This window comes from Bacillus sp. SG-1, from assembly GCF_000181495.1.
Lineage (GTDB): Bacteria > Bacillota > Bacilli > Bacillales > Bacillaceae_B > Rossellomorea.
The window spans coordinates 1-26,550 of sequence record NZ_ABCF01000011.1; the positions used below are offsets into that span (position 1 = coordinate 1).

Here is a 26,550-nt window from a genome sequence, read left to right on the forward strand (position 1 = left end):
TGTCTTGTTGATATCCGTAAACGCGGTCCAATAAGACTCCTTGCTTACGGATTTCATATGATAACTTATGGTATAGCTCCTCTGTCTTATCATCAACTATTCCGGAGTCGATGCGGGTTTTTAAAGTCACCATTGCTGCTTGAATTTTTTCACCGGCTGTAATGGCATCAATATAGTTCATGGACCGGTTAATGTATAGATAAACATTATTTTGAAGGCGTGTTTCAAGCGTCACTTTTTCAGAGCCGCTTAAGCCTTTAACTGCCTTTTGAGCAGCAGCGTAGGCATCTTTAGTTTGATTATACAATTTCCAAGGACGTGTTTTTCCATCTGCTGATCCTTCAACCGATACAGCCCATTTTAATGCGCCTGCATAGTTTTCAGCCTTTTCCATTAACTGCTTAGTCTCACTTACACTTGCTGCTTGAACTGGGTTCATTGATACAAATGTACTAGCAGCAATAGCTGCTGTCGTTAACACTCCAATTGCTTTTTTCTTTTTCATTATTTATTTTCTCCCTAAGATAGAATTAATGCAAACCACTAAATTATGTATATACGAGAAAGCATTACCAGTAAATTATAATACAAAGATTTCCTTTAATCTATGAAATTCTCCGACTTAACTACTAACCAATATATACCACTCTTAATTTTTTGTAGAAAAAATATTCCATTAATGGTTATTATGTATAATGAATACTACATCAGGAGTGTGACTCAATGAAGAAAAAGTGGCTTCTATTATTACCCTTATTATTAATTTGTATGGGTGTTAGTTTCTTCTATTTAAAAGTTAATCAAGTGGATACTAAGACAATTGCAGATGAAGAAGTAGATAAATTGACTAACGAAGACTTCACAGTACAAGTTCCAACCATATCAGAAAGCAAGATGCAAGTGGATACAGAACAAACAGGTACCATACCGGAAACCCATTCAGAAAACCAGCCTGAAGATAAAAGCTCTCCAATGTCCTCAAATGAAGAAAGCCGAACCGGAGACAATAAAACCCAGCAAAAATCATCAAATAAAGACATTGATAAAGAGGAAAGTCGTTCTCAATCTAAGACTGTGTCCAAGTCAATTGACAATAAAACTCTCTCCGTCGAAGAAATAAAGAGTCAATACCGTCCTGCATTTAAACAATTAGAGGAGCAAGTTAAGTCAAGATTGACAGACCTTTTAGAAGTTGCCTTTAATGAGTTTAAAGAAAAAAAGGATTCCGGGGAAAAGATTACTTTTACATATTTCTACAAAAAATATACTACTGCATCAGGTGATTTAGAAAGCAATACGGATAAGGCTTTTAACCTACTATACTCTTCTCTACAGAAGGATTTAAAAAAACATGGACACAGTAAAAAGCATGCTGTGGAATTCAAAGATCAGTATGAAGAAGAAAAGAAAGTATTAAAAAAGAAAATATTATCAAAAGCTGTAGATCAATTGAAATAAAGAAAGGCTCATCCAAAGCCTTTCTTTTTTTTTAATAATAATAAAGTCGAAATATACTAACCTCACAATAAAAATTATGGTATTATTATAAATAATTTCAAATATTTATTTGCTTTTTATACTATTTTGACGAAAAGGGGAAGTACTTGTGAAAAAGAAGATTATTACTTTGACCACGACTGCAGTGTTTTCCGCCTCCTGTATTGCAAATGCTTCAGCTAGTACCTATAAGGTGGAAAAGGGAGACACTTTATGGGCAATTTCCAAAAAGCATAATACCAGTATAGAAGATTTAAAAAAATGGAATAATCTAAGCAAAGAAGTAATTTTTCCTAATCAGGTCCTTAAATTATCGAGTGATAATCAAATTCATTCCTCACCATCCAAAAACGAACCTTCCTCTACAGTTATTCAAAATACATATACAGTAAAGCCAGGTGATACGCTGAGCAAAATAGCTGTTATTCATTCTATTACTCTTGAACAGTTAATGAATTGGAATAATGTTTCGTCTCATCTGATTTATCCTGGACAAACATTAATAGTGAAGAGCAGTAACGCCGGCCAATCTACAGAAACACCCCGACCACAAACCAGTACACCGGCAGTTCCTTCCCAAGAAGTTACTACATATAAGGTTCAGCGCGGGGACACTTTGTCTCATATTAGCTTTAAGTTTAATATATCGATAGCAGATCTGAAGATGTTGAACAAACTTAATAGTGATACGATTTATGTCGGACAAGATTTAAAGATTGAGATCACATCAAACGATGTAACCCCCTCGACTCCGGGCAACCCATTAAAAGACTCCGAAGTCTTACTTAATGAGGCTAAAACTCATTTAGGTACACCTTATGTCTGGGGAGGTTCTACACCAGAGGGATTCGACTGCAGCGGTTTTATTTATTACGTCTATAAAAAAGCCGGTCGGTCCATTTCTCGTTATTCCAGTGGCGGATACTATAATCGTTCCTACTATGTGCATACTCCCCAACCTGGAGATTTAGTTTTCTTTGAAAATACATATAAGAAAGGAATTTCACATTTAGGTATTTATATTGGAGATAACCAGTTTATTCATGCTGGCGATAACGGGGTAGAAATTACAAGCTTAGATAATGCCTATTGGAATTCCAAGTTCGATGGCTTTAAGCGATTATACGACTTGTAAATAACAACTTTCTCAAAGGAACAAGAAGCATTTGCTTTTTGTTCCTTTTTTTGATCGACTTCATTACCCTCTCTTCTGAATATTGTTAAAAACCCCCAAAAACACACCAAAGTACCTATGGCTAATAAACTATAAAATCCTATATATTTCAAAAGAGAGGAGAGGGAAATGAACAATAAACTTCTAAAAATGATAATGTCCCTTTTAATTGTGATGAACTTGATCGTACCTGCTTATAAAGCAGAGGCAACCGTTTCAGTAAGCTATGAAGAAGGTTTGGTAAAAACAGCAGAGTATAATGCGAACATTTTGAGAAAACAAATCTCTTATGAATACAACAAAGCCTTGTCTGTGCCAAATATGCCATTATTTAACCAAACGAAGGATTCTTATACAAAGGCATACTCTGCTGTTACCGCATTAAAGAGCAGTACAACGAAAACACAATTATTAAATAGACTGAGTTCAAACGTCAAACTTCACATTGATAGAGCAGTTGCTTATATTGATGCGTTGAATGCCGGTAAAAAAATTGAAACATTGACCAAAGAGTTAAGGTATTTAAAGAACGAAGAAATATATATGCTGCCGGTAACGAGTGAGTATTATCACAAACTCTCTTCTGAGATCAGGAAACAAGCAGTCTTGCTCTACAGGGTTTATGGAAAATCAACGAGAGATGCTATTTTAAAGAAATATAAGCTTCCTGCCGAAGAAATTAGAAATCACTTTGCCTATTTCGTAACTGTTTACGATTTAATGGATGAAGGCTACATTGAATTGTCTTTTGATGAGTATGATGTTTATTATATGCTCGACCTGCTAATTTCCATTAATGGTCTTCTTCCAGAGATCGAGTCGAGATATCCTGAACACGTTTTTTACAGGATAGTTTTGTTGACTAGGGGAACTCATGGATTTAAATTATCAGCCTGACTTGAATGGCTATATAACAGAATTCTTAATGTACTCTCCTGATAACTATCAAGAAACGATGAGCTTTTATTTCTTTTCTGAAGATAGTGAAAAGGTAGAAGAGTATTACACCTTGGAAAGCCCTCTTGCCCCATCAGAAACTCAAATTATCACCTTTGAATTCCATGAATTTACGGTAATGTTATATCCAGTTGATTTAAGCAGTAATCATGTAAGATTCTTTATCTTGGATATTGAGGAACTATAAAAGGCAGCCCTTACTGTGGGCTGTATTTTTTTACAAAAACGTTTTAACATTATTTTTCATTTCTATCAACATAGTAATTTTGTTAAAATGTAATAACATCTTCATAAATCCTTTACAAAAACTAATATTTAATAAAGATTGCTTGTTTGATAAACCAAAACAAACTTATAAGAAATATGACAAAAATGCTCATTTCTAAATTTCCACGTCTGGCCAACAGATCCCCTCCTTAAAACTGTTTCTTCTTTAGCTGTGGGGTTTATTATCAGCAGCTTCATTTTATCTAAGCCCACCATCCCAAAAATAGCTCTCTCTTTCACTATTTATTTTTTATTAAGCTTTATTTTATATGCTGATGTAGTCTATGAAAGATATTGTGACGCCTTATTGGATTTTCAGCTGCTCAGTCAAACTAATCAGGTAGGAGCTGTGTTCGGCTCTGTTCTTTCTTTAATTTATTACTCATATTTATGGTTTTGGTTTGATATCCCTTTAATGCTGATTCTCCTAGTTTACTATACGAGGAGCAATAAAACGCAGAGTGCGGGTGTAGCTGCTATTGGTGCTTACCCCCAAAAGTTAGAGTTTTTATTATGCAGCTGATTGGCTAGATTGAGTTCGATATTCGACTGGACTCAATCCGGCCAATACTGCTTTTGACCGTTCATTGTTATACCAGAAAGGAAAATAAAATATTTCAAAGTATGTCACGCAAAGTAACCCTGTGCAGACAATGCTTCGATGGAAGATTTCTTTGGGATTTTAAAGCAAGAAATGTATTATGGGGAAAAACCGGTAGGTTATGAAGAACTAAATTAATGTTCTCACCCATGAGTTGTGTTGGTAATGCCAGCCTTGATCAGAATGGATAGTAGTGCGATAGGTAGCATTATTTTTTATTATCCCTATCGTCTCTTTTAAAGGTTCCGTGACTAGATCTAATGTTGGACGTTTCTTAATTGCAAACGCTATTATCTCTCCATTGTAAAGATCAAGAATGGGGTTTAAATATAACTTTTCTTCCCAAGACATTTAAATTCAGTGACGTCGGTTACTAATTTTTGAAGAGAGTTAGGTGTATGGAAACGGCGGGATAGTCGGTTTTTCTCAACCTTCCCAACTTTACCCTTAAAGGAATTGTATTTACGAGATTTCCGCATAAATTTTACACATTTCAATCCTAGTTCTCGCATAAGTCGATATACTTTTTTATGATTAACACGATGTCCTAACTTCTTTAATTCCTTCGTGATACGTTTATAACCATAGCGTTCATGAAACTTCTTAAAAAGGTTCGTTATGAGTTCTTTTAGTTCTGTGTCTGGATCTTCTTTCTCAAAATTTTTCACATGATAGTGATAAGTTGCTTTAGGAATTCCTACAGCAATGAAGATATCCTTCAATCGGAGTCCTTCTTCTTTGAGATCAAATGCCACTTTTGCTTGTGCTTTTCGTGGAAGGCATTCGGGTTTTCCCGAAAAGCTCTCAGCTTTTTTAGGTAAGCATTTTCTAACCTAAGTAGTTCATTCTCGCGTTCCAATTCTTCTTCACGTGTTACCTTTTTTTCTTCCTTTTTCTTTTGTTTATTGGCTTTTTTAGTCATAGAAGGTCGCCCCTTTAGTTTTGGTTTCAGGCCTTCTACTCCTTGTTCATGAAACTCTTTCATCCATCGTACGATTAAGGAAGGGTTGTTCAAATTGAAGTGAACCGCAGCATCTAAATAAGAAGCACCTGTGTTTAATATAAATTGTATCGTATCTAATTTAAATTGAACAGAATACTCTTTTTCGTGATACTTCGTATTAACCCATCCATCCCCTGAGATTTATAGACATTCACCCAGTCACGTATAGTGGTCTGGCTGCCCATATTATATTTTTTTGCCAAAGATCCATACCCAATGTTGCCTTCTAAATACTCGGTAACAACCTTCTTTTTAAATTCTTCATTGTATTTAGCCATAAAAACACCCCCGAAGGTTAGATTTTTAACTCTAACTTTCGGGGGTCGGTACCTTCTAATTTTGATGAACATTGCGTTTTTTGTAATTCATATTCATTATTAAACTATTGTCTTTATCGCTTCACAAACTCTCCATATATCCACAGATATTTGTTGGTAGCATCTGCTTATTGGATTTCTTAAGCAATGAAACAAATACACTGGGTATCTCCACATACTTGGAGTGTTTGAAGATGGAATATCTGCAAAGGAATAATCTATGCCTCTTTGTTTAAGAAATGGTATACAGCAGTAAAAGAAAAACTGAGAAGTCTTTGCAGAATTTGCATTAATTTTTTCGTGGTTGATGGACCAGCGGAGTAAGCGTTATCATCCATTAATCTCGCTAAATCCCCTCTTGTATCTACTTCCGACCAAGCGTATAATGACTCCTTGAATATACAATAATCAGTAATTCCACTAATACATAAGGGGGATCCCTTCTTTATATGAAGAAACAATCTTGGCTGTCCAATCAGTTTTTTGTCATCATGTTTACCTGGGGTATTTTCATTCCGTATTGGACTGCATGGCTCGTGGAAAGCAAAGGATTTTCAATTGCTACCGCTTCTTCTCTTGTCGCTGCCGGCATGATTGCCCGCTCGTTTTCCAGCTTCTATTTGTTCCCGACACTCAGCCAACGATTTCCGCTCGGAAAACTGGCCCGGATTTTAACGGTGGTTTCCAGCATTACACTTATTCTGTTCTTCCCGATCAGTTCTTTCATTGGAATGCTCGCCTGCATGATTCTCTTCAGTCTTGTCTACCCGATGCTGATGCCCCTGGTTGAAAGCATGGCGGCTGTCATGATGAAAAAAGATAATGTTGATTACGGCAAAAGCAGGTCGTGGGGATCCTTGGGATACACAAGCGCATTGCTCTTAGCAGGATTCCTCACTTCCATTTTCAGTGAGGGTGCCATCATCTATATGATGTTTGCCGGCGTCATCATGATCCTTTTGACTTCTCTGCAAAAACTCCCTGCCTCCATGAGCGAACCTCGCGGACAGGAAAAACTGTCTTATCGCAGCCTGTTAAAATCAAAAAAATTTATCCTTGCGATGGGCATTGTGATTTTCACATTAGGGACGCATGCCGCGTATTACAACTATGGTGTGCTCTATCTAAAAGAGCTGAATGTGAGTAATATTTACATTGGGGTCATGCTCAACATTGCCATCATTGCGGAGATTCTGTTCTTTGCCTTATCGGATAAATTCCTGAAAGGACGCTCCATCTCCATCATGTTCATGACGGCGGGATCAGCAGCCATCCTAAGATGGACATTGCTGTTCATGTTCCCGAGTGTCACTGTGTTCATTGCCACACAGCTGCTGCATGCCTTCACCTTTGGACTTACTCATTATGCGTTCATGAGGCTGATCTATGAAGAGCTGGAAAGCAAAGACCTTCCTGCTGCCCAAGGTGTATATACGGCTTTAGGCTCGGGATTAAGCACCGCAGTCTTGACCTTTGTCGGCGGGTTCTTATATGATTATGCGCCGGGATATGCCTTCCTTGGAATGGCGATTGTCGTGATTCCGGCTGTTGCGCTTGGTGGATTTATGTATGCGAAGTACGAGAGGAAGCCGGTTGTTCAGAAGGTTCTTCATTAAAATACAGAAACCAGTCCTTTAATGGGCTGGTTTTTTTTATTGATGGGTTTTCTGTCGACAAGTTTTAGGATTCTATCGTCGAGTTTGGGCTTTCTGTCAACGAGTTGGCCCTTTCAGGGAAGAGGGTACTTAAAATAAGCGAACATTTTCCGTTAAACTGCAGAATTTAGCTGAGGAGAGGTAAATAAGAGAAGGATTTTCCGTTAAACATGCTCTGCAACCCAATTTTCATGTTTTTTGAGTTAATAGCGGAAGATTTTTCCCCTATTTGACCTATTTTCCTCGAAATTTCTTTAATAAGGGAAATTTCTTCTCTTATTATATAAGCTCATGGCGCTGGTACTTATTTCGGTCCTTGCTTCTATGGTTGACGGCAAGGAATAAAGAATCACTAACTGAACCAATGAAGGGCTTGTTTTGAAGAAAGAATCATAGTGAACTTGATAAGTCATTTTGATCCCTATTAGAACGACGAATAATGGAGCGGATTCGTATGCTAAAGATGGATTTTTTATGTTTGGTACCTCTAAAGTGAACTACTTATCCTTTATGGACTAATTCTTTAAATGTGGGTTTTCTATCGACGAGTTTCAGGATTCTATCGTCGAGTTTGGGCTTTCTATCAATGAGTTCGTTCACTCTATCGACGAGTTTGTCATTCTATCAACGAGTAGCCCCTTTCTATCAACTACTTTAAGAAATCCAATCCTCATTAACCAGGTGAACCTGCCCCTGTCTCTGCTATCTTTTTCAATTCATTTGCCCGGGAAGCAATGAAGTTCCTCATATAGTTTTCTAAAAAAAGCTTATCTGCCAGGATCCCCAGTGGGCCAAAAGGAGACTTGTACTGAAAGCGGTCGATCATATGTGTGCCGCCTGCTTCTTCGATGAATTGGTGGGTGTGTTCAAAAGAATAGAAAGCTCCTTTGACCATTATATCTACGAATTTATTTGGTCTTTCCATAAAAGTCACTTTGGCTGTGAGCCTCTGTTTGATTCCAAAGTGAACGGCTTCCCACGTGACCATATCGCCTTCTTCCAATAAACCTTTCGTCACTCCGCCCACCGCTTTTTCTTTAGTTTGCGAGGTAGTTTGAGTATGAATGTCCACATTCCTTGCAAGGTCAAAACATATTTCAATAGGTGCTTTAATAAATAATTGATGCTCGATAATCGGCATTGGTTACTCCCCTTTAAAAAAAGCCTTCTACGCTATTTTATACTTATCCCTTAACCCTGATTATAATGAAACATTTTAACATTATCGAGCATTCTATCGACAACTGCTTATTCATTTTAACAAGTTTGAGCGTTCTCTTAACACCCTTTCCTATCCTATTAACAAGTTCGGGCGTTCTATCAACAACTTTCCTATTCCTTCATCAAGCTCAAGCGTTCTATCAATAACTTTCAGCAATCTATTAACAAAAATGGCCCTTCTATTTACAACTTAGGTGGAGCCGCCCCCAACCCAATAGAAAAAACCTGAGGAATTCCCCAGGCTTTTACCCTTTCACCGACCCGGCTGTCATACCGGCAACGAAGTAACGTTGCAGAAAGACATACGCGATGACCATCGGAGCAGATGCAATGATTACTCCAGTGAACAGCATCGGATAGTTGGTCATGTACTCACCCTGGAATTCAAGCAGGGCAAGCGGCAGTGTTTTGTAATCTGTATCTGTGATGAAGAGTAATGGATAAAGCAGGTCATTCCACACCATCACGAATAGGAAGATCGCTGTGGCGGATATGGATGGTAATGACAATGGAATGGCTACCTTCGCGTACATTTGCCAGTTGGAGGCACCGTCGATCCGGCTGGCCTCAAACAGCGAACTCGGAAGTGATTTCATGAATCCTGTTAAAATGAATACTGCCACCGGTGTCGTTACCGCGGTATTGACCAAAATCAATCCCGTCAGGCTGTTTGTCAATCCAAGATCAAACACCAATTGATAAAGCGGGATCATGTTTACCTGAGCAGGAACCATCATCCCTAATGTGAAGAGACCGAACAAGATTCTTCCCGGCCACCCTGACATGCGCGTGACGGCAAACGCAATCAAGCTTGAGAAGAATAAAGTCATGCTTACAGCAAACAATGTAACGATTACACTGTTCCAGAAGTAGGTGCTCATGGATTCCTCGGCAAACATTGTTATGTAGTTAACAAAATCAAAGCTTCCCGGCAGTCCCAGGACATCCTGGTACATTTCCGCATTTGATTTGAATGTCGCAAAAAAGATGGCGACAACTGGAATAATGATGAGCAAGGCATAGATAATGGTAAGAACGCCTTTCGTCAGCTTCAAGAGCTTCCCCCTCCTTTATTTTTTTATTTCAATTTCTAAAGCCAGCCAGCAGGCGCAGCCGAGGAGGCCAATTCAGCTCCAGCGGCCAGCGGAGTCGTACACCTGAAGCGGAAATCGACTACTTATTTATTAAACTAGCTCGCCGCTTTATCGGAACGAAGCACTTTAAATTGAATGATTGTGATGATGGCAATGACAATCATGAAAATGACAGATTCTGCTGAGGCATAGCCGAACTTAAAGCTGCGGAACGCCGTCGAGTAGATCAGTGTCGCAAGAATTTCGGTTGAATAGTTTGGACCCCCGCGTGTCATCGCAAAGATTAGGTCAAACGCCTTGAAGGACTGAATAGTAGTATAGGCGATGACGATGGTTGCTGCTGGTGCCACAAGCGGCCATGTCACAAAGCGGAATCGCTGCCACCTGGAAGCTCCCTCAATTTTTGCAACTTCATATAGATCGTTCGGAATATTCTGCAGTCCGGCAACAAAGATGATCAGCATTTGCCCGGTATGCATCCAGACCTGCACAACGGCAATCGAGAAGATCGCAATATCCTGATCCCCCAGCCAGTTATGTGTCAGAACCTCCAAGTTTACTCTTTCAAGCAGGGTATTTAAAATCCCTAAATTCGGGTCATAAACAAATGACCAGATGAATGCCACTGATACAGATGATAAGATGGTCGGGAAGAAGTAAAGCGCCCTTAAAAAGATGTTTGTCTTGGTGTTTTTAACAAGGTAGAGAGCAAATAATAATGAAAAAGCTGTTTGGAAAATAACGACGAACAGCATGAACTTCAAGTTATTCCCGAATGCCTTAACGAAAATCGAATCGTTCGTGAAAATATTTATGTAGTTATCGACTCCGACAAAATTGTAGTCTGGTGTTAACCCGTCCCAATCCGTGAAAGAGTAGAACAGCGCACTTAGTGTCGGGTAAATAAAAAAGACTGAGTAAAGTATCAGCCCCGGCAAAACAAACAGATACAGGGCCTTATTCTTCTTTAGATCCATGGAACCCCCTCCTTAAAACTCCGGAAACATATAGTAATAGGAAGAGAGAGAGCTATGTCCCTCTCTCCCTTTAACATTATTGTATTTTTTGATTGACGATTTCTTGTGCCTGCTGTGCCGCTGCTTCCGGATCTTCTCCGCTAAGTACGTTTTGGATGGAAGCGATGACCGCTTTCTCTACGTCGGCGTCAGGAATCAGGTAACGAGGCTGAAAACGGGTGTTTTTATCCATCCAATCAGCAGCTGCTTTCAATGATTCCGATTCATAGTTCACTCCTGGGATTGTTAGGAACTGGCCGGTTTCATTCGCGTAAAACTCTGCGTTTTCCGGCTGAGACAGGAAGTCTATGAATTTCTTCGCTTCTTCTTTATTTTGAGACATGCTGTTCACGGCAAGCATGAATGTTGTTGTATGGATTCCTTCATATTGGGCTTCGTCGGCAGATACTGTGATTGGTGCCAGTAGTCCAAGCTCGATATCAGGATTCAATTCTTTCACATTGGCCATGGCGTATGAACCTGATGCCAGCATGGCCGCTTCTTCCTGGGCCACCTGCGCAATCGCGCCTTCATGTTTCATACCAAGGGCATCTTCACCAATATAGCCTTTATCCATAAGCTCTTGGAATTGAGTCAGTGTTTTGACCCACCAGTCTTCCGTCAATTCAGTTTCCCCATTCATTAATTCACCGAAGACTCCTTCAGGCGCATTGTTCATCATCATTGAGTTCATCATCTGTCCTGGTCCAATATCCGCTCCTGGAAACGCAATTGGCGTATAGCCGTTTTCCTTCAATGTTTCGCAAAGCTCAAGGAATCCTTCCCAATCTTCAGCAGGCTCGAGACCGAGCTCGTCAAACAACGTTTTGTTATACACCGGCTGGTTATAGACCAACTGCAGTGGAAGCGCCAGCTGTTTCCCATCCGATTGACCGGCAGCCAGCAGATTTTCATTAAAGTTTCCGATAAGGTCCTCTCCTGTCAAATCTTCAAAAAGTCCCGCTTTCTTAATGATTTCGAATTGAGAGCCAGGAAAAGCAGTGAAAACATCACCCGTAGACCCATCACGAAGAAGAGTTTGGGCAGTAGATTGATATTTTTCAGAAGGATAGACCGTCATTTCGACTTTGATGTCCGGGTTTTCTTCTTCAAAACGGCTGATCAGCTCTTTAAAAGCTTCAGAATCCTCTCCACGCCAGTGAATAAAACTGATTTCCTTTTTCCCGCTGGCAGCACCGCTCTCCGAAGAAGAACATCCTGCCAGGGCGCTGGATATCATAAGAATGAACATAACAAGTAGTGATAGCTTCCTTTTCATTTCGACAACCCCTTTTGTTTATGGTTTTTTTATGTGGGTAATATAATAGTGAATTAAAGAAACGTTTTTGTAACGTTATAGACTATAAGAATTCTGCTTGTGTAAAAAGTGACTGAGCGTTCAGTCGATAAAGTGAGGCTTCATCCCCCTTTCATACATTTTATCCGACAAGATTTCGCATTTTCTATGTAAGAGAGTGGCCGAGTCTTCCTATTACTTGTCGGCCAATCGCTTAATTACCTCATTACCCGGCTTCAATCCTTTTAAAACCTAATTTTTCAAAATATTTGTTAATATGACATTTTTCACCTAAAAAAAGAACCAGTCCATTTTCGGGCTGGTTGTAGTCATGTGGTCATTGGTTATTTCTTTTTAAAGCCCATGGGTGAAGGTTTGCTGCGATATACGCGGTTGGCCGATAATTCTTCGCCATTCTTCTCTACTCGTTTGGCATCCTGTTCAAACATCTCGCGTGCTTTCATAAATAACATTGACACAGTCTTTCACCCTCCTATTAAAAATCTAGTTTCTAAATACCCGGCGATCTAACTTTAAAACCTGTTTTTTTAAAGAATTTAAAAATGATAATCCCAGACCACTTTCCATTCTCCTTTTTCCAGAACGGAATAACACTTCTGGCTGATTTTCAACAGGCCAAACTGACTGTCGAAAGTCATGGTAATGGATGCTGCTGTCACATTTTTGAAAACCGGTCCGTCCTTTGACATTTTCCATTCTTCCAGTTTTTCCATTTCGGCGATTTCCACGTCAAACGTTTCAACGCCCATATGACCTAGGAACACATGGTTCTTCGTCTGGATATAGGAGGATTTACTGAAGCGTTTTTTCATTTCGGGGTGAAGCAGTTCCCAGGCATTTCCAAAGTCGGCATCTTGTTCATACTCATAAAACTGTTTAATGACGCTTTCCGGCGAAGAGGGAGGTGTGCTGCCTCCTGCACAGGAACGTAGAACAAATGCCAAGATAATGATGATGCTGATGCCTGCAACTATTACAGGAAGGGGGAAATTTCTTCTTCTCCGCATAAGTGATCTCCTTATCAAGTTCCATATTTATAGGTATGACAACCTTAAGGAGACTATGAACGAAAAAAGAAAGCAACCTTTTCACCAACGGCATTAAACTCGGGAAAGCCATAAGAAACCAACACAGTTTCTTGCTAGGATTTCCGCTGCAGGCGTACGACTCCGCGGGGCGGGCGTTGAGCCTCCTCGGCTTCGCCTGTATAAAAAGTGAAAGCGCCCTGTTCAGCCCCGACAGGCAAATGTTCCTCAGCAAAAAAAGGTGATCTTCCCTTTTATTTGCTGAGGGTTATTTGACCCCGAGGGGCTGGGCGCTGCAACTGGATTGGGGGTCTCACCTGTCATCAAAAGTGGAAGCGCCTTGGTCAGCCCCGACAGGCAAATGTTCAGGAGAGAATAAAAGGCGACCTTTCCTTTTAATCTCTCTGGGTTATTTGACCCCGAGGGGCTAGGCGCTGGAACTAGACGTCCCGCTATTCCCGCAGGAGGTCGAACACCTTTCGCTCCAATCCACATATTTTATAAATTAAGTTATAAATAACAAGGTGCATTAACATCAATTTGAACATATATTCCAAACAGTACTATTATGCATACATCTGTTATTTCTTCTTCTGTGATGAATAAAAAATATCTTTCTAGCAGCAAAAAGGACGAAATTCATAAGCAATTTCGTCCTCCACTAATTGTGTTATATTTGCTTCTTCTCCGATAAATGGACCCGTTACTTTAAAAACTTCATCATTTCACCTTTTCAGCCTTTACGATCAACCGGTTTATCGGGTTGTCAATTGGATCACAGGTGATTAATGTTAAAGTTGCTTCACTGCTATTTTGCAGCACGGAAAGGTCACTCGGTTTGACGATTTTCGTACTTGTCACTTTATATTCATGTGTGCCCTCTCTCGTTTTTACCGTTATCAAATCGCCTTCCTGCACTTCATCGAGTCTGTTGAACATCTTCCCGTATTCACGGCTGCGGTGCGCGGCAATCGCACTGTTTCCATTTTGGCCAGGCAAGGCTGACCCGCTTAGATATCCCGCTCCATATTTTAAGTTATATTGAGAAGCTCCATATAATATAGGAAGTTTCACATCAATTTTATCAATTGTAATGATTCCCATCATACTTTCACTTAGAGGCTGTTCTCTTTCTGCTGCTTCGGCCTCGGGCTCATTGTGTCCTTCCTGACTAGACTCTATTTCAGCAGCTTGAACCGTCCCTTCTGAAGAAGGAAAAATAGAATCTAACTGAACGTAGCTTGTTTGTGCTGTTTGTTCATTCGTCTGTTCGAAAATCCCAATATCCTCGCCGGGTGCAAACTCCTGATTTTCCCATATATCAATCAGCTCTTCTTGCTTATGCGCACTGTAGTAATCCGTTACCTCTGGATACAGCATGACTCCCAGACCAATGAAGATTAGTAGAAATGCAATTACTTTTTTCATCATCCACCTCATGAACATAGCAGGAGAGGAATTACCCTCTCCTGCTCTTTATTTTACTCTTTGTTTAACTTTCTTTTTCTTAAGTTCAGTACACCAAAAGCACTAATGAGCAGACCTGTCAGATAGAACAGCAGGTTGCTGCTTTCCCCTGTATATGGAAGCATGCCACTCTTCTTGGTATCATTATCTGAATCCTTACCTGCTATGGTTTCATCTGTGTCAGAGCTCGAGTTCGAGTTCGAGTCCGAGTCAGAATCGTTATCTGTATCCGAATCAGTATCTGTATCGGAATCACTGTCCTCATCGATGTCTACATCAAAATCAATGTCAAATGTCACTTCTCCATCAACTTCTGTCAATGAATCTTCATCAAAATCGATTAAGTAAGTTTCTCCATCAATGACGATCTCTAAGTCTAAAAGATCTTCTAATTCAAGCTCCAAATCTTCTAGATTCAATACAAGGGTTCCATCTACAATGTCCAGGTCTAAACGATCATTGTCTCCATAAATCAATACGGCACTGTCGATATCTCCAGTGAAATTCAGAAGATTGATTGTTAGGCCTGTCAGGAATTCAACCTCTGTGTCATTATCGTCTACCAAGGAGTCTAGGAAATCTTCCGGCAGTGTAATGCTTAGGAGGCCTTCTCCAGAAACCTCGTAATCCCACTCTGTCAGATCAATTTCAATTTCTTCCCCATCAATCACCAACCAAAGTGCAGCTACATTTTGAAGATACAGCTCTCCATCTTCAAATAGGAACAATAGGTCTTCCGTTACTTCTAGGTCAATCAATGAACCATCTGTTAATCTCACTGTGGCTCCTTCAATATCCAACCCTTCCGGAAGGTTCAAATCTAACTCTGTTACTGCATCGAAGAATACATCCAGATCTAATCCGACAGATAATACCCCTTCCTCAAGGTCTGCTTCTGAAAGGTCGACTGTATACTCGGCACCATCAACAGTTAATGAAAGATAGGCTATATTCTCGAGGTATAGTTCTTCTTCAAACAAGAAGGTAAGTTCATCCGTCACTTCCAACTCAATAACGGTTCCATCAACCAGGACAAGCTCCGCATCGTCGATTTCGATTTCTTCTGGAAGAGTCAAGTTGATTTCTGTCACTGCTGTTAAATCCAGCTCCAGGTCGGCTTCATCTACTTCGATATTTAGCACACCTTCTTCAAGGTCAAGGTCATCCAGGTCGATTGTAAATTCTTCTCCGTCAATTAATAACCAAAGTTGAACAATCTCATCAATTGACACTTCAACTTCTGTTCCTAGAACATAGTAATCCTCATCAGATTCTTCCAACTCTACTAATGTCCCATCTGCTAGAACCAATTTTACCTCTTCTGCTTCAACGTCATTTGGAAGAGATAAGTTAATCTCTGTAACTAGATCAACGTTAAGGTCCAAATCGGCTTCCTCTACTGTGATTGACAGCAAGCCACCATCAAGATCAAGGTCATCAAGGTCGATTGTAAATTCTTCTCCGTCAATTGATAACCACAGCTGAACGATTTCATCTACAGATACATTATCTTCTGTTAAAAGTACGTATGAATCATCATCAGATTCTTCCAACTCTACTAATGTCCCATCTGCTAGAACTAATTTTACCTCTTCTGCTTCAATATCATTTGGAAGAGATAAGTTAATCTCTGTAACTAGATCAACGTTAAGGTCCAAATCGGCTTCCTCTACTGTGATTGACAGCAAGCCACCATCAAGATCAAGGTCATCAAGGTCGATTGTAAATTCTTCTCCGTCAATTGATAACCACAGCTGAACGATTTCATCTACAGATACATCATCTTCCGTTAAAAGTACGTATGAATCATCATCTGATTCTTCCAACTCTACTAATGTCCCATCTGCTAGAACCAATTTTACCTCTTCTGCTTCAACATCATTTGGAAGAGATAAGTTAATCTCTGTAACTAAATCAACGTTAAGGTCCAAATCGGCATCCTCTACTTCGATATTTAGCACGCCACCATCAAGATCAATGTCATCAAGGTCGATAGTAAATTCTTCTCCGTCAATTGATAACCACAGCTGAACGATTTCATCTACAGATACATTATCTTCCGTTAAAAGTACGTATGAATCATCATCAGATTCTTCCAACTCTACTAATGTCCCATCTGCTAGAACTAATTTTACCTCTTCTGCTTCAATATCTTCCGGGAGAGTTAAGTTGATTTCTGTCACTAAATCAACGTCAAGATCTAAGTCATCTGCTGTAACAGTGATTGTCAGCACACCATTCTCAGCCTCGACATCACTTAGGTCAATTTCGTATTCTTCTCCTTCAATCGTCAGCCACAGCTTTGTCACACTGTCCGCTTCAACTTCGGTATCACCTACAATAGCGTAATCATTATTAACATCAAGCCCTACAAGAGTCCCATCTTCAAGTTGAAGACTCGCCGCTTGTACGGTAACATCCTCATGCAGCACAACGTTAACGTCTGTAAGGAGTTCTGCAGGCTCTTCCTCTTCAGCAATTGTTACATTTGCATTGATCCAGGCAGCAACATAGGCTGAAATCTCTTCAAGTAGATCCGCATAAAGAAACGTATATGTTTCACCTGCAGTTTCTACTTCTAATCCAGCCACATCGTCAAGAATATCCGAATTCAAGCAAGTCCATGTACCATTTTCAAATCCAAGATTAACCCGTGAGCCATCAGTCAATACCAACGCAGCAGCCGAAATTTCTCCTGTAAGAATCGCCTTAACTAATTCAAAGATATCTGAATCTGTTTCACTGGAAGCTTCTCCCGCTTCAGCATCCTCTACGTTCGCTTCTTCACCTGTTTCAGTAGTTTCTTTTACTGTATCATCCGTTTTTGCTGGTTGATCCACTTCAGTCGCTTCTTCAGAATCAGCATTTGCTTCTTCACTAGTTACTTCTTGAGCTGTTTGTTCTTCATTAGAGGCAGCAGCCTCTGTGTTGGAATCTGCTTCAGTTTGGGTGGAGGTTTCAGCAGTTTTCAGCTCGGCTGTTTTTTCCGTATCTGCCTTCGTTTCATTTAAAACATTTACCGGAGCATTTGTTTCCTCGTTCGTATTCGCTGCGGCTGGCAGGGCACTGAAGCTGAATAACGTTAACGTTGTGCTAAGTGTGAGTGGTAAAATCTTCGAGCTGTTCTTTTTCAATTTTCATACCTCTTTCCAGTAGTTTAATAGTTTAAGTGATTCAATTTCATAAATCGATCGTACGTCGTCCAATGAAAGTGGTCTTCTTCTGTCTGTCGTATTCAATTATCAATCCAGTTATAAAATCGAACTCAGGGCTTATAAATCCCCCGCTGGTTAGCGCTGATGCGTTACCTCCTTCCAATCAGAAAGTGAGTAAGCCTTTTCATAGTAAACCGGTCACATTTTCGTCCATTCTATGTTAGTTATGTATGTACCTTTTTTTACCTATTTAGCAAGCGGCTTACAATGGGGGAATTACCCGGAAGAAAACTCGATAAACCAAAGTCCTAAATTTTTTTGTATATTTTTCTGGAAGAATCAATTATGAATAATTTTCCACTTATGAGAATCGGCACGTTATTAACGGTCAGTCCAAGAAATTACTTGAGGTTTATAACCCATGAAAAGGGTGAAAATATGAATAGAGAATCTATTAGGGAGGAAGCCACAATGAAATCCTTTGTTAAATTACGTCTCTTCTGGCACCAATTTATGCTGGGTTATAACAAAGCTATCTTGGAAGGCTGCCTGGATGAAGGAATCAAAGCAAAGATCAAGAATAAAATTGAATACCATCGTTTTAACCTTATACAAGACTGATCAACTTCCCCCATGGGAGTTGGTTTTCCTACATACTTTCTTCCTCTCTTTGAATAGGACTATTTCCCATTCAAAAAACCTCCACTTTGTATTATGATGAATGAATGAACTTGAAAATTCCCTCCCTCAAAAAGTTTAACTTTAGGCGGGATTAGGCATATAATTATAGAAGCAAGTCATGTACCTACAGGGGAAATAAAACTTGAAATGGGAATGATGTTTATGATCGATAACAAAAAAATTCATGATAAATTGCTGGATGTAGTAAAAACCGAAAACATTAAAGTGGATGAAATGCTGAAAGACCACCTCTATACTAAGCTTGGCGGGAAAGCGGATTTCTTCATCACGCCTACGACATATGAAGAAGTCCAAAATGTTGTGAAGCTTTCGAATGAGGAGAATATTCCTTTTACGCTGCTTGGAAATGGGTCTAATTTGATCATTAAAGATGGCGGCATCCGCGGAATTGTCATCAACTTGAAGCACCTTGATGATATTTCCACTGATGGAACGACCATTGTCGCCCAAAGCGGGGCACGGATCATCGATGCTTCCCGACGGGCACTGGCCGAAAGTCTGTCCGGACTTGAATTTGCCTGTGGAATACCGGGAACGGTCGGTGGCGCCCTGTATATGAATGCCGGTGCTTACGGCGGTGAGATCAAGGATGTCCTCGATTACGCTTATGTTGTGGATAAAGAAGGAAATCTTGTGAAGAGGCTGGCTTCCGAGTTCGATTTGGATTACCGTACGAGCAACATTCCGGATAATGGGGATATTGTGCTGGAAGCGACCTTTAAGTTGAAACCGGGGAAATACGAGGAAATTAAAGCCATTATGGATGACCTGACTTATAAGCGTGAGTCCAAGCAGCCGCTTGAGTTTCCTTCCTGTGGATCTGTCTTCAAGCGTCCTCCAGGATATTTTGCCGGAAAATTGATTCAGGACAGCCAGCTGCAAGGCAAGAATATCGGCGGCGCTGAAGTGTCAACCAAGCATGCCGGTTTTATTGTCAATAAAGATAATGCAACGGCAAAGGATTATATCTCTTTGATTGAACATGTGCAGAAGACGGTGAAAGAGAAATTTAATGTCGATCTTGAACGTGAAGTGCGGATAATCGGCGAGGATCTAGAATAATTGGGAAGACTGCGTACCGTTTGGGATACGCAGTTTTTTTGTTGTTGGGTTTTTAAGGGCAAGGGACAGGCACCCGGCCTTCAAGTTATCTGAGGGAAGAACAAGATTGCCCACCAGTATTTGGAACTGGAATTATCCCTTAATCTTTAATCTCCTCACTTCAGCAAGTCATTAAAATGGTAAACTATCCTTGAAGCTTTTTAGAATGCGAGTAATTGACATGCCTGATTGGTCTTATCATGTTATTTTCAAACCTATCCTGAATAAACTATCCCCCGTTACTTCCCGGGAATTCATTCATAAAGGGATGAACAGGATTGCCTCCCTTCCTTGTGGTCCTCATATCATCAATTTTTTAGGCCGCGAAGAAAGCTTCCCCTCCCTCTCCCGACATATAGATGGGCTGACTTTTTCTAATCCAGTCGGGCTTTCAGGGAAGGTTGACCCTTTTCTTTCCGGCACCAAGGCGTTTGCTAATTTAGGATTTGGGTTTCTTGAGATTGGACCGGTCTCTCTGCAAGGAACGAAAAATCTTTCGGATCCTTTAGTAGACTATGAAGACCTACAGATCTGCTTTCCGGAAGGTGAATCACTTGGACTGAAATCCGTCACTGAAAGGCTTAAAAACATCAAGAAGAAGCAGCCGATTTTCATCAGGATTACTGGGACTGACCATGAATTACAGGCAATGGTTGGGGAACTTGAAAAGACTGCGGATGCTTTCATTGTAGATAACCTTTTGGTCCCTTTAACATCAGATAAACCTATCTATCTTGCAATCTCAAATCCTAGCGAACTTAGCGTTAATGAACTTCACCAATTTTCCGGCATAGTTCTTGAATTGGGTGAACAATACACTCCGGACAATTTTCTTAAGGTAAAACAATTGCGGGAAAAAGGATTTTCGAAAACCATACTGACATCGGGGTCCATTTTAGAGCCTCAGGATGCTCTTCATCTGCTGGAGGCAGGGGCCGACTCTGTTATGTTATCCGGAGGCTATGTATTTTCAGGTCCCGGCCTGACGAAAAGGATTAAAGAAGCCCTGGTCTCAAAAGAAGCGCCACCTGCCCTGCAGCCCGGCTGGTTTGCTTATTGGCTTTTCGGTTTATTCATTTTTCTTGGAGGAGTTCTTGCTCTTATATTCAGCATCACTTCTATTGTCCTGCCTTATGATGAATTGTTTTTGGGGATGAAAAAGGAAGAGATTTGGGCGTATAATAAGCGGATTATGTTATTCATGGCCCATGACAGGATGACTCTTGCAGGTACCATGATATCAGGCGGCATTGTCTATATGAACCTTGCCAAATACGGGGTTAGGAATCAATTACGATGGGCAAAGCAAGCCATTGATAAGGCCGCTATTGTTGGCTTCCTGGGAATCTTTGCTTTCATTGGCTTCGGTTATTTTGATTGGCTTCACCTGCTCTTTTGGCTTGTCCTGCTCCCTTTTTATATTGTTGGTTTTATAAAAACCAAAGGTATTCGAGGGACCCCCTCTTCTAAGAATCGAAGGAACCACCGCATATGGAAAGCATCCTTGCTTGGACAATTCCTTTTTGTCCTGCTGGGCTTTTCCTTTGTTTTGGGAGGGGTCATCATTTCTCTGTATGGAGTCACAACCGTTTTCGTTCCGACCGACCTGCTATACCTGTGCATGACACCCGAAATGCTGGAGGCTTTCAATGAGAGGCTGATTCCTGTAATTGCACATGATCGCGCAGGTTTCGGCAGTGCTTTGTTGAGTGTCGGACTGCTCGTTTTATTATTGGCGCTTTGGGGTTTTCAGCAGGGAAACAGATGGGTGTGGCGGACGTTCCTCTTTGGCGGCCTTCCAGCATTCATTGCCGGCATTTATGTTCATTTTGCCATTGGCTATACAAGTTTCATACACTTGCTGCCGGCTTATTTCGCTATCATGCTTTATATAGGCGGCTTGGTGACGACTTATAGGTATTTTCATAAAGATACTGATATGTAAGGACCGAGGAGGCAAGATAGCTGTCTCCTCGGTCCTTCGACATATTTCCTCGGAAATTGTTGGGATTTTTGTTGTTTATATTTTGTTTAAGTCTGGGTATTACCTTAATAGATAAAAAAACTAGGCCAGTTCTTCATCAAGAAATCCATAATATAAATCCAAAAAAGGAGCGATTCTTATGAAGATTAAAGTGAAAAGCTGGAGAATGCTTACGCCGCAGGATAAACTGTTTATTCTAAAAGCCATCAGCCAGCGGTCGTTGTTGAAACAGAGTGCCTGAAATCCCCATTTATTACCACCCGTCCTGGCAGGCCTAGTTATTTTATATAAGGCTCTTTTCTTAAACTTTGTTGCTATTTAATATAAATTCCATGAGATATGCCTTGATTCACAGAAAATAAGCTGGCAGCAATCAATAAAAGAGCTAATTTATCTTGTATAGAGAAAAAAGCCCTTGTCTCCAAGGGAAAAATCCGGCTCTTTGGATTTTTCCGAGAGCAACAATTTATACGAAAACAGCGTTATATAAAAACCTCAGAATTATTCCTTTTTAACCAGAAATTCCGGTTTTCCTATCTTATCTAATAAATAGCTCGGTACAAAAAATCTGGCAGTCATCAGTGGATCAACAATTTGTGAGATTTGTGATTGACCAGCAGCACTGAATAACATCGTCAATTCATTCAGGGTCAGATCGGTTTGCGGCAGCATCGCATCAATCATGATTTCGACTGCACTTTTTGCTGCTTCATCTACCGTTTCCTTAGAAACAATAACAGCAAGTCCTTCGCTCGTTTCCACAAATGGATAAGGAATCGATGACCCTTTTACCACTTCTAACGTGACCGTCACTTCACCTGGAATCTCTATACCACTCACACTGATTTCCCCGTCCCCCATTGCTGCATGAAGGTCACCGAGTCCAAACAAAGCTCCCTCCTGGAAAACAGGCAAATACAATGTGCTTCCTTCTGCAATAAGCTTCGTATCCATATTTCCGCCGTGAGCTCCTGGCGTCCCATTGGAAACCGCCCCTTCTTCAGGTGCCACTCCAATGACCCCGATCATCGGATTCAGCGGAACTCTGATCTCCTCACTAAAAATTGCTTCATTCCCTTCAATCAGAATCATCTTTACCTGAGACTCCTCAATTCTGTGTCCCATGACTCCCAGTCCCGGTTGCACCATCATGACTCCTCTATCACCGAGTTCAATTTTTTCGATTTTTACTTTTAAAATATCACCAGGGTTGGCTCCCTCAACGTAGACTGCACCTGTTGCCGGATTGATTTGATTCCAATCCAACGCCTTCAGTTCCGTTTCCTCCGAAGTGATCTGATCCTGAAAGCAGTCACATGTTTCTATTGCAAGAGTCGTGCCGGAAGCTACTCTATGTGAAATACTATTTTCCTTAGTGAATGAATAAAAAATTCGGTCCTTATTAATCGTTAACAATGCAATCCCTTCTTTCTTTTTTCTTAGCCTGCATTATTATTTTCGACCTCCTATGGCCACTTTCCTTTCTTTTCGTTACTATAATTGAAAAAGGAGGTTTTGTTTTCACCAAATGAACCTTAAGCACCTTCAAGAACAAATCGTAGATATCATAAAAAAGCAAAACAGACTTGATAAAGGGGCAAAAGTTGATTATAAAGCCCGGACTAAAGGAAATACCTATCAGTTAAAGGTTTCGTTAAAAAAAGCCAAGCACCCTATTTGGAGAAGAATCCTTGTGCAGGATGACATCACTCTTCATGGTCTTCATCAAATTATTCAGGCTGTTATGGGATGGACGGATACTCATTTATATGAATTTCGAATGGGGAACGTATTGTTTAAATTAGATCAAGAGGAAGATTGGGGGAGTTCAAAGTTCCAGGAAATCCACGAAACCAGAGAAGTACTGCTGGGGAATGTGCTTATAAAAGAAGGGCAAAAGCTTGATTACACTTATGATTTCGGTGATAACTGGGAACACAGCATATTACTTGAGAAAGTCTTAGAGGAAGAAACACTGGCTTCTCCTAAGTGCCTGAAAGGAAAACGGGCGCGCCCTCCTGAAGACTGCGGCGGCATAGAGTGTTACATAGAATTAGTGGAACGGCTGAAGGCCCCTGAAGCAGATGACGAAGAGATTCAATATCTACGGGACCTGGACCCTGAACACTTTGACTTGGAAGAGACGAATGAGATTTTAAGTAAGTTAGTGTTGGATTAAGATCTAATTCTCCTTTCAAACGTTTATCTCCTTTCTCAGCGGGAAACTATTAATTGACAAACAGACATTCGAAAGGAGAAAACACATTGAAAAAATTTCATGTAGAATTTCATTTTGATAATGAAAATACGGTCTCTTTTTTAATAGAAGAAGAACGGACAGAAGCTACGGTGCTTCACAAAATCTTCGGAAATGACTCGAATCACTTTGTTTTTAAGGAAGATGATGTTTTATACAGAATTCAGTTAAACAAAGTTACTCATGTAGCGGTTAAAGAAGTTAAGGAATAATGGAAAAGCAGTCTGGTGTGTTTGCCAGACTGCTTTTTTATCTATTGGAGACAACTTTATTCCGTCCGCTATTTTTCGCTTTATATAGAGCTTTATCTGCCCTGTTCAGGAGGGTATCGAGGGTATCACCTTCCTGTAAAGCAGTGACACCAAAACTGGCTGTTAATGAACCGACTGCCTCAAAACGGTGCTGAGCAATATGTGCTCTGATTTTCTCCGCAAGAATAGCAGCTTCATTGAGATCATTTTTGAGGATTATCATGAATTCCTCTCCGCCCCACCGGCCCAGCATATTTTCTTCTTTCAAGACCTCTAACGTTTCATTGGTAAATTCCTTTAATACCTCATCACCCGCAGTATGGCCAAAAGTATCATTGATTTGTTTGAAATGATCGATATCCAGGTAGATAATCGAAATTTTTTGCTGTTTTTTTAAAGCTTGATGCAGTGCTTGATCAATTTTTCTTCTATTTGGCAATCCTGTCAGATAATCTGTATTTGCGAGTTCTTCCATCACTTCCGCCTTAATATATCTTTGCTTTACCGTCTGCAGAAAGAACAGGGTAAGAATGAAGACAAGGTTGGCAAACATATATTGAACCAGGATGGTTGCTGCCGGGGTTCCAATTAACTCCGGAAACTTGTATACACCAACACCTAGAAACCATATATAAGTAATCGCTATTGTAAGAAGAGCCAACCTGCTATTCAGCAGGAAGAACAAAAACATATAGAAAATCGGCATCCAAAAGGTAAAAGTCCCAAGTGTTCCTGTTTGTTCCAGTTCATAGCTGACGACATATGTGAATTTAATGGCACTCACCAGACATATGGCTATAATATTGAATTTTTCTGTATTTTCAATCCAATCCTTTTTGAAAAATACAATCCACGAGGAAATAATAAAAAATAGTATGAGCGTCGGCAATATGACCATATTAATCCGGTCAGGTGAATCCGATTGGCTTTCTTCATACCAACCTAGACTGGCTACAAAAAGAAAGATAGGAAGCAGCACAGCATAAAAGCGATGTTTTAACTTTTGAAGTGATAACGGTATTCCCTTTGTCATGGCCATTCTCTCCCTATCCACAAATCCTGTGCAAATAAAAAACGCACTCAAAGAGGGCGCAATACCGTGGTGTGTGCAACTGGCTGGCATATCCTTATTGGATGGTAGCCCCTGTAGTTTTGCGTCCCAGCCTTTCGACTGATTTGCCAATATTTAAATTTATTAGTTCTTATTACCTATATTCTACACTTCTATTAATTGGAATACAAGTGTATTCTTTACCATATTAAAGCACTAAGAGGGACAGTCCCTCTTAGTGCTTTAATATGATAAAGTGATGAAATCCTCATCTCCTCACTACGTTAATCTGTAATAAAAATTTCCACTAATATTTTTATCACTTTTTTGCTATAATAGTAAATCGTAAGAGAAATGGCATCTGGCATTTATATCTTGCAAATATAAATCGATAGGTGGAAATGAATATGAGCGAAACACAACCATACAGAGTTCTTCTGTACTATAACTATGTAACAATTGAGGATCCAGAGGCTTACACGAAGTATCACAAGAAGCGCTGTGAAGAAATGGGCCTTAAAGGACGCATTCTGATCGCAAAAGAAGGGATCAACGGAACGGTTTCCGGTACTTACGAAGCGACAGAACAATATATGGAAATGATGAAAAATGATCACCGCTTCCATGATACGGTATTTAAAATTGATGAAGCAGAAGATCATGCATTCAAAAAATTAAAAGTTAAACATCGTCCTGAGCTTGTAACTTTAAGACTTGAAGATGATATCAACCCACATGAAATCACTGGCGAGTACTTGAGCCCTAAAGAATTTTATGAGCATATCCAACGAGATGATGTAGTCGTGCTTGATGCAAGAAACGATTATGAATATGATTTAGGACACTTCAGAGGAGCAATCAGACCGGATGTGGAAACTTTCCGTGATCTTCCTGACTGGGTCCGTGAAAATAAAGAATTGCTTGAAGGCAAGAAAGTCATCACTTACTGCACGGGTGGAATCCGCTGTGAAAAATTCTCAGGCTGGCTGAAGCGTGAAGGCTTCGAGGATGTAGCTCAGCTGCACGGCGGTATCGTTACTTATGGTTATGATCCTGAGGTTCAAGGCGACCTTTGGGACGGACAGCTTTATGTGTTCGATGAAAGAATTGCTGTACCAGTGAACCGCAAAGAACATGTTGTTGTCGGGAAAGACTACTACACTGGGGAACCATGTGAGCGCTATGTGAACTGTGCTTACCCTCCATGTAACAGAAAAATTCTTTGCTCTGAAGAAAACGAGCATAAGTATATGAGAAGCTGCTCTCACGAATGCCGTACTCATTCAGAGAACCGCTACGTGATGGAGCACAACCTTTCTGAAGAAGAAGTCGCAGAAAGACTAAGAAGAATTGAAGAGGAAGATGGCGTAACAGCCTAACTTATAAGGAAGCTTGAGGACCCTGGTCCTCAAGCTTTTATTTGTTTAACGCATTACC

The 26,550-nt window shown here is 40.3% G+C and carries 26 protein-coding genes, 3 pseudogenes and 1 riboswitch; of the genes and pseudogenes, 12 read left to right on the forward strand and 17 right to left on the reverse strand.

Translation table 11 applies throughout. The annotated features are described in order from the left end of the window. A pseudogene (locus BSG1_RS08200) lies at positions 1-505 on the reverse strand (hypothetical protein); the annotation flags it as partial. Between the two features lie 218 nt (positions 506-723). On the opposite strand from BSG1_RS08200, the gene BSG1_RS08205 reads away from it, so the two are divergent. The 4 genes from BSG1_RS08205 to BSG1_RS08220 all read left to right on the forward strand — a co-directional run bounded on the left by BSG1_RS08205 (position 724) and on the right by BSG1_RS08220 (position 3,815). Further along, complete coding sequence (locus BSG1_RS08205) at positions 724-1,458, forward strand: hypothetical protein (protein ID WP_044022605.1); 735 nt, start codon at positions 724-726, stop codon at positions 1,456-1,458. 148 nt (positions 1,459-1,606) lie between these two features. Further along, positions 1,607-2,632 carry a C40 family peptidase gene (locus BSG1_RS08210; protein WP_006836517.1) on the forward strand — a complete coding sequence of 342 codons (1,026 nt, stop codon included), beginning with the start codon at positions 1,607-1,609 and terminating at the stop codon, positions 2,630-2,632. Between the two features lie 168 nt (positions 2,633-2,800). Further along, positions 2,801-3,568 (forward strand): hypothetical protein, encoded by a 768-nt coding sequence (locus tag BSG1_RS08215; RefSeq protein WP_044022606.1) that lies wholly within the window; start codon positions 2,801-2,803, stop codon positions 3,566-3,568. Next, complete coding sequence (locus BSG1_RS08220) at positions 3,546-3,815, forward strand: hypothetical protein (RefSeq protein ID WP_006836519.1); 270 nt, start codon at positions 3,546-3,548, stop codon at positions 3,813-3,815. Before BSG1_RS08215 ends, BSG1_RS08220 begins: the two co-directional genes overlap by 23 nt. Before the next feature lie 591 nt (positions 3,816-4,406). Here BSG1_RS08220 and BSG1_RS21730 read toward each other — a convergent pair. Continuing rightward, positions 4,407-4,526, reverse strand: a complete 120-nt coding sequence (locus tag BSG1_RS21730) for an IS3 family transposase (RefSeq protein WP_198008214.1) — start codon at positions 4,524-4,526, stop codon at positions 4,407-4,409. Between BSG1_RS21730 and BSG1_RS21735 the strand changes: the two are divergent. Next, positions 4,496-4,628, forward strand: a pseudogene (locus BSG1_RS21735) (IS3 family transposase); the annotation flags it as partial. The gene BSG1_RS21730 and the pseudogene BSG1_RS21735 overlap by 31 nt on opposite strands. Here the strand turns inward: BSG1_RS21735 and BSG1_RS21740 are convergent. The 5 genes and pseudogenes from BSG1_RS21740 to BSG1_RS20820 all read right to left on the reverse strand — a co-directional run bounded on the left by BSG1_RS21740 (position 4,626) and on the right by BSG1_RS20820 (position 5,777). Next, a complete protein-coding gene (locus BSG1_RS21740) occupies positions 4,626-4,847 on the reverse strand; it encodes an IS3 family transposase (RefSeq protein WP_006836522.1) in 222 nt (73 codons plus the stop codon). The pseudogene BSG1_RS21735 and the gene BSG1_RS21740 overlap by 3 nt on opposite strands. After that, positions 4,820-5,218, reverse strand: a complete 399-nt coding sequence (locus tag BSG1_RS08225) for an IS3 family transposase (RefSeq protein ID WP_006836523.1) — start codon at positions 5,216-5,218, stop codon at positions 4,820-4,822. Before BSG1_RS08225 ends, BSG1_RS21740 begins: the two co-directional genes overlap by 28 nt. After that, entirely contained in the window at positions 5,215-5,418 is a 204-nt protein-coding gene (locus tag BSG1_RS21335; RefSeq protein WP_232214215.1) for a hypothetical protein, read from the reverse strand. The genes BSG1_RS08225 and BSG1_RS21335 overlap by 4 nt, the downstream gene beginning before the upstream one ends. 63 nt (positions 5,419-5,481) lie before the next feature. Beyond that, positions 5,482-5,640, reverse strand: a pseudogene (locus BSG1_RS21745) (helix-turn-helix domain-containing protein); the annotation flags it as partial. Beyond that, on the reverse strand, positions 5,574-5,777 hold the full coding sequence (locus tag BSG1_RS20820; protein WP_198008215.1) for a helix-turn-helix domain-containing protein: 204 nt from the start codon (positions 5,775-5,777) through the stop codon (positions 5,574-5,576). The pseudogene BSG1_RS21745 and the gene BSG1_RS20820, both read right to left, overlap by 67 nt. Positions 5,778-6,265: 488 nt before the next feature. On the opposite strand from BSG1_RS20820, the gene BSG1_RS08235 reads away from it, so the two are divergent. Continuing rightward, the gene (locus tag BSG1_RS08235) at positions 6,266-7,432 is read left to right on the forward strand and encodes an MFS transporter (protein WP_006836527.1); all 1,167 of its coding nucleotides are present in this window, start codon (positions 6,266-6,268) and stop codon (positions 7,430-7,432) included. A gap of 712 nt (positions 7,433-8,144) precedes the next feature. On the opposite strand, the gene BSG1_RS08240 is transcribed toward BSG1_RS08235, so the two are convergent. The 8 genes from BSG1_RS08240 to BSG1_RS08270 form a co-directional block, all read right to left on the reverse strand. Then, positions 8,145-8,612: an SRPBCC family protein gene (locus BSG1_RS08240; protein ID WP_006836528.1), complete on the reverse strand. Its 468-nt coding sequence runs from the start codon at positions 8,610-8,612 to the stop codon at positions 8,145-8,147. Between the two features lie 325 nt (positions 8,613-8,937). Next, positions 8,938-9,747 (reverse strand): carbohydrate ABC transporter permease, encoded by an 810-nt coding sequence (locus BSG1_RS08245; RefSeq protein ID WP_006836529.1) that lies wholly within the window; start codon positions 9,745-9,747, stop codon positions 8,938-8,940. A 134-nt stretch (positions 9,748-9,881) separates the two neighbouring features. After that, a complete protein-coding gene (locus BSG1_RS08250; RefSeq protein WP_006836530.1) occupies positions 9,882-10,763 on the reverse strand; it encodes a carbohydrate ABC transporter permease in 882 nt (293 codons plus the stop codon). A gap of 76 nt (positions 10,764-10,839) precedes the next feature. Continuing rightward, a complete protein-coding gene (locus BSG1_RS08255) occupies positions 10,840-12,081 on the reverse strand; it encodes an ABC transporter substrate-binding protein (RefSeq protein WP_044022607.1) in 1,242 nt (413 codons plus the stop codon). Between the two features lie 362 nt (positions 12,082-12,443). Further along, positions 12,444-12,578, reverse strand: coding sequence for a hypothetical protein (locus BSG1_RS21545; protein WP_269479312.1), 135 nt, complete (start codon positions 12,576-12,578; stop codon positions 12,444-12,446). 78 nt (positions 12,579-12,656) lie between these two features. After that, positions 12,657-13,127: a hypothetical protein gene (locus BSG1_RS08260; protein WP_006836533.1), complete on the reverse strand. Its 471-nt coding sequence runs from the start codon at positions 13,125-13,127 to the stop codon at positions 12,657-12,659. A gap of 738 nt (positions 13,128-13,865) precedes the next feature. Beyond that, positions 13,866-14,573, reverse strand: coding sequence for a class D sortase (locus BSG1_RS08265; RefSeq protein ID WP_044022619.1), 708 nt, complete (start codon positions 14,571-14,573; stop codon positions 13,866-13,868). Positions 14,574-14,626: 53 nt separating this feature from the next. Next, positions 14,627-17,746: an LPXTG cell wall anchor domain-containing protein gene (locus BSG1_RS08270; protein ID WP_006836536.1), complete on the reverse strand. Its 3,120-nt coding sequence runs from the start codon at positions 17,744-17,746 to the stop codon at positions 14,627-14,629. Positions 17,747-18,238: 492 nt separating this feature from the next. On the opposite strand from BSG1_RS08270, the gene BSG1_RS20825 reads away from it, so the two are divergent. The 3 genes from BSG1_RS20825 (at position 18,239) to BSG1_RS08285 (ending at position 21,515) form a co-directional block, all read left to right on the forward strand. Further along, complete coding sequence (locus BSG1_RS20825) at positions 18,239-18,388, forward strand: hypothetical protein (protein ID WP_156791439.1); 150 nt, start codon at positions 18,239-18,241, stop codon at positions 18,386-18,388. A 222-nt stretch (positions 18,389-18,610) separates the two neighbouring features. After that, positions 18,611-19,531 (forward strand): UDP-N-acetylmuramate dehydrogenase, encoded by a 921-nt coding sequence (murB, locus tag BSG1_RS08280; RefSeq protein ID WP_044022620.1) that lies wholly within the window; start codon positions 18,611-18,613, stop codon positions 19,529-19,531. Between the two features lie 220 nt (positions 19,532-19,751). After that, a complete protein-coding gene (locus BSG1_RS08285) occupies positions 19,752-21,515 on the forward strand; it encodes a hypothetical protein (protein WP_006836539.1) in 1,764 nt (587 codons plus the stop codon). Between the two features lie 540 nt (positions 21,516-22,055). Here BSG1_RS08285 and BSG1_RS08290 read toward each other — a convergent pair. After that, a complete protein-coding gene (locus BSG1_RS08290) occupies positions 22,056-22,970 on the reverse strand; it encodes an acetamidase/formamidase family protein (protein ID WP_006836540.1) in 915 nt (304 codons plus the stop codon). A gap of 112 nt (positions 22,971-23,082) precedes the next feature. Between BSG1_RS08290 and BSG1_RS08295 the strand changes: the two genes are divergently transcribed. Further along, positions 23,083-23,733 (forward strand): plasmid pRiA4b ORF-3 family protein, encoded by a 651-nt coding sequence (locus BSG1_RS08295; RefSeq protein ID WP_006836542.1) that lies wholly within the window; start codon positions 23,083-23,085, stop codon positions 23,731-23,733. 86 nt (positions 23,734-23,819) lie between these two features. Then, positions 23,820-24,023: a hypothetical protein gene (locus tag BSG1_RS08300; RefSeq protein ID WP_044022610.1), complete on the forward strand. Its 204-nt coding sequence runs from the start codon at positions 23,820-23,822 to the stop codon at positions 24,021-24,023. A gap of 37 nt (positions 24,024-24,060) precedes the next feature. On the opposite strand, the gene BSG1_RS19790 is transcribed toward BSG1_RS08300, so the two are convergent. Continuing rightward, positions 24,061-25,095, reverse strand: a complete 1,035-nt coding sequence (locus tag BSG1_RS19790; protein ID WP_052302375.1) for a GGDEF domain-containing protein — start codon at positions 25,093-25,095, stop codon at positions 24,061-24,063. 71 nt (positions 25,096-25,166) lie between these two features. Continuing rightward, a riboswitch (cyclic di-GMP riboswitch) is annotated at positions 25,167-25,253 on the reverse strand. 267 nt (positions 25,254-25,520) lie between these two features. On the opposite strand from BSG1_RS19790, the gene trhO reads away from it, so the two are divergent. After that, positions 25,521-26,492, forward strand: a complete 972-nt coding sequence (gene trhO, locus BSG1_RS08310) for an oxygen-dependent tRNA uridine(34) hydroxylase TrhO (protein ID WP_044022611.1) — start codon at positions 25,521-25,523, stop codon at positions 26,490-26,492. The last annotated feature ends 58 nt before the right edge of the window (positions 26,493-26,550 follow it).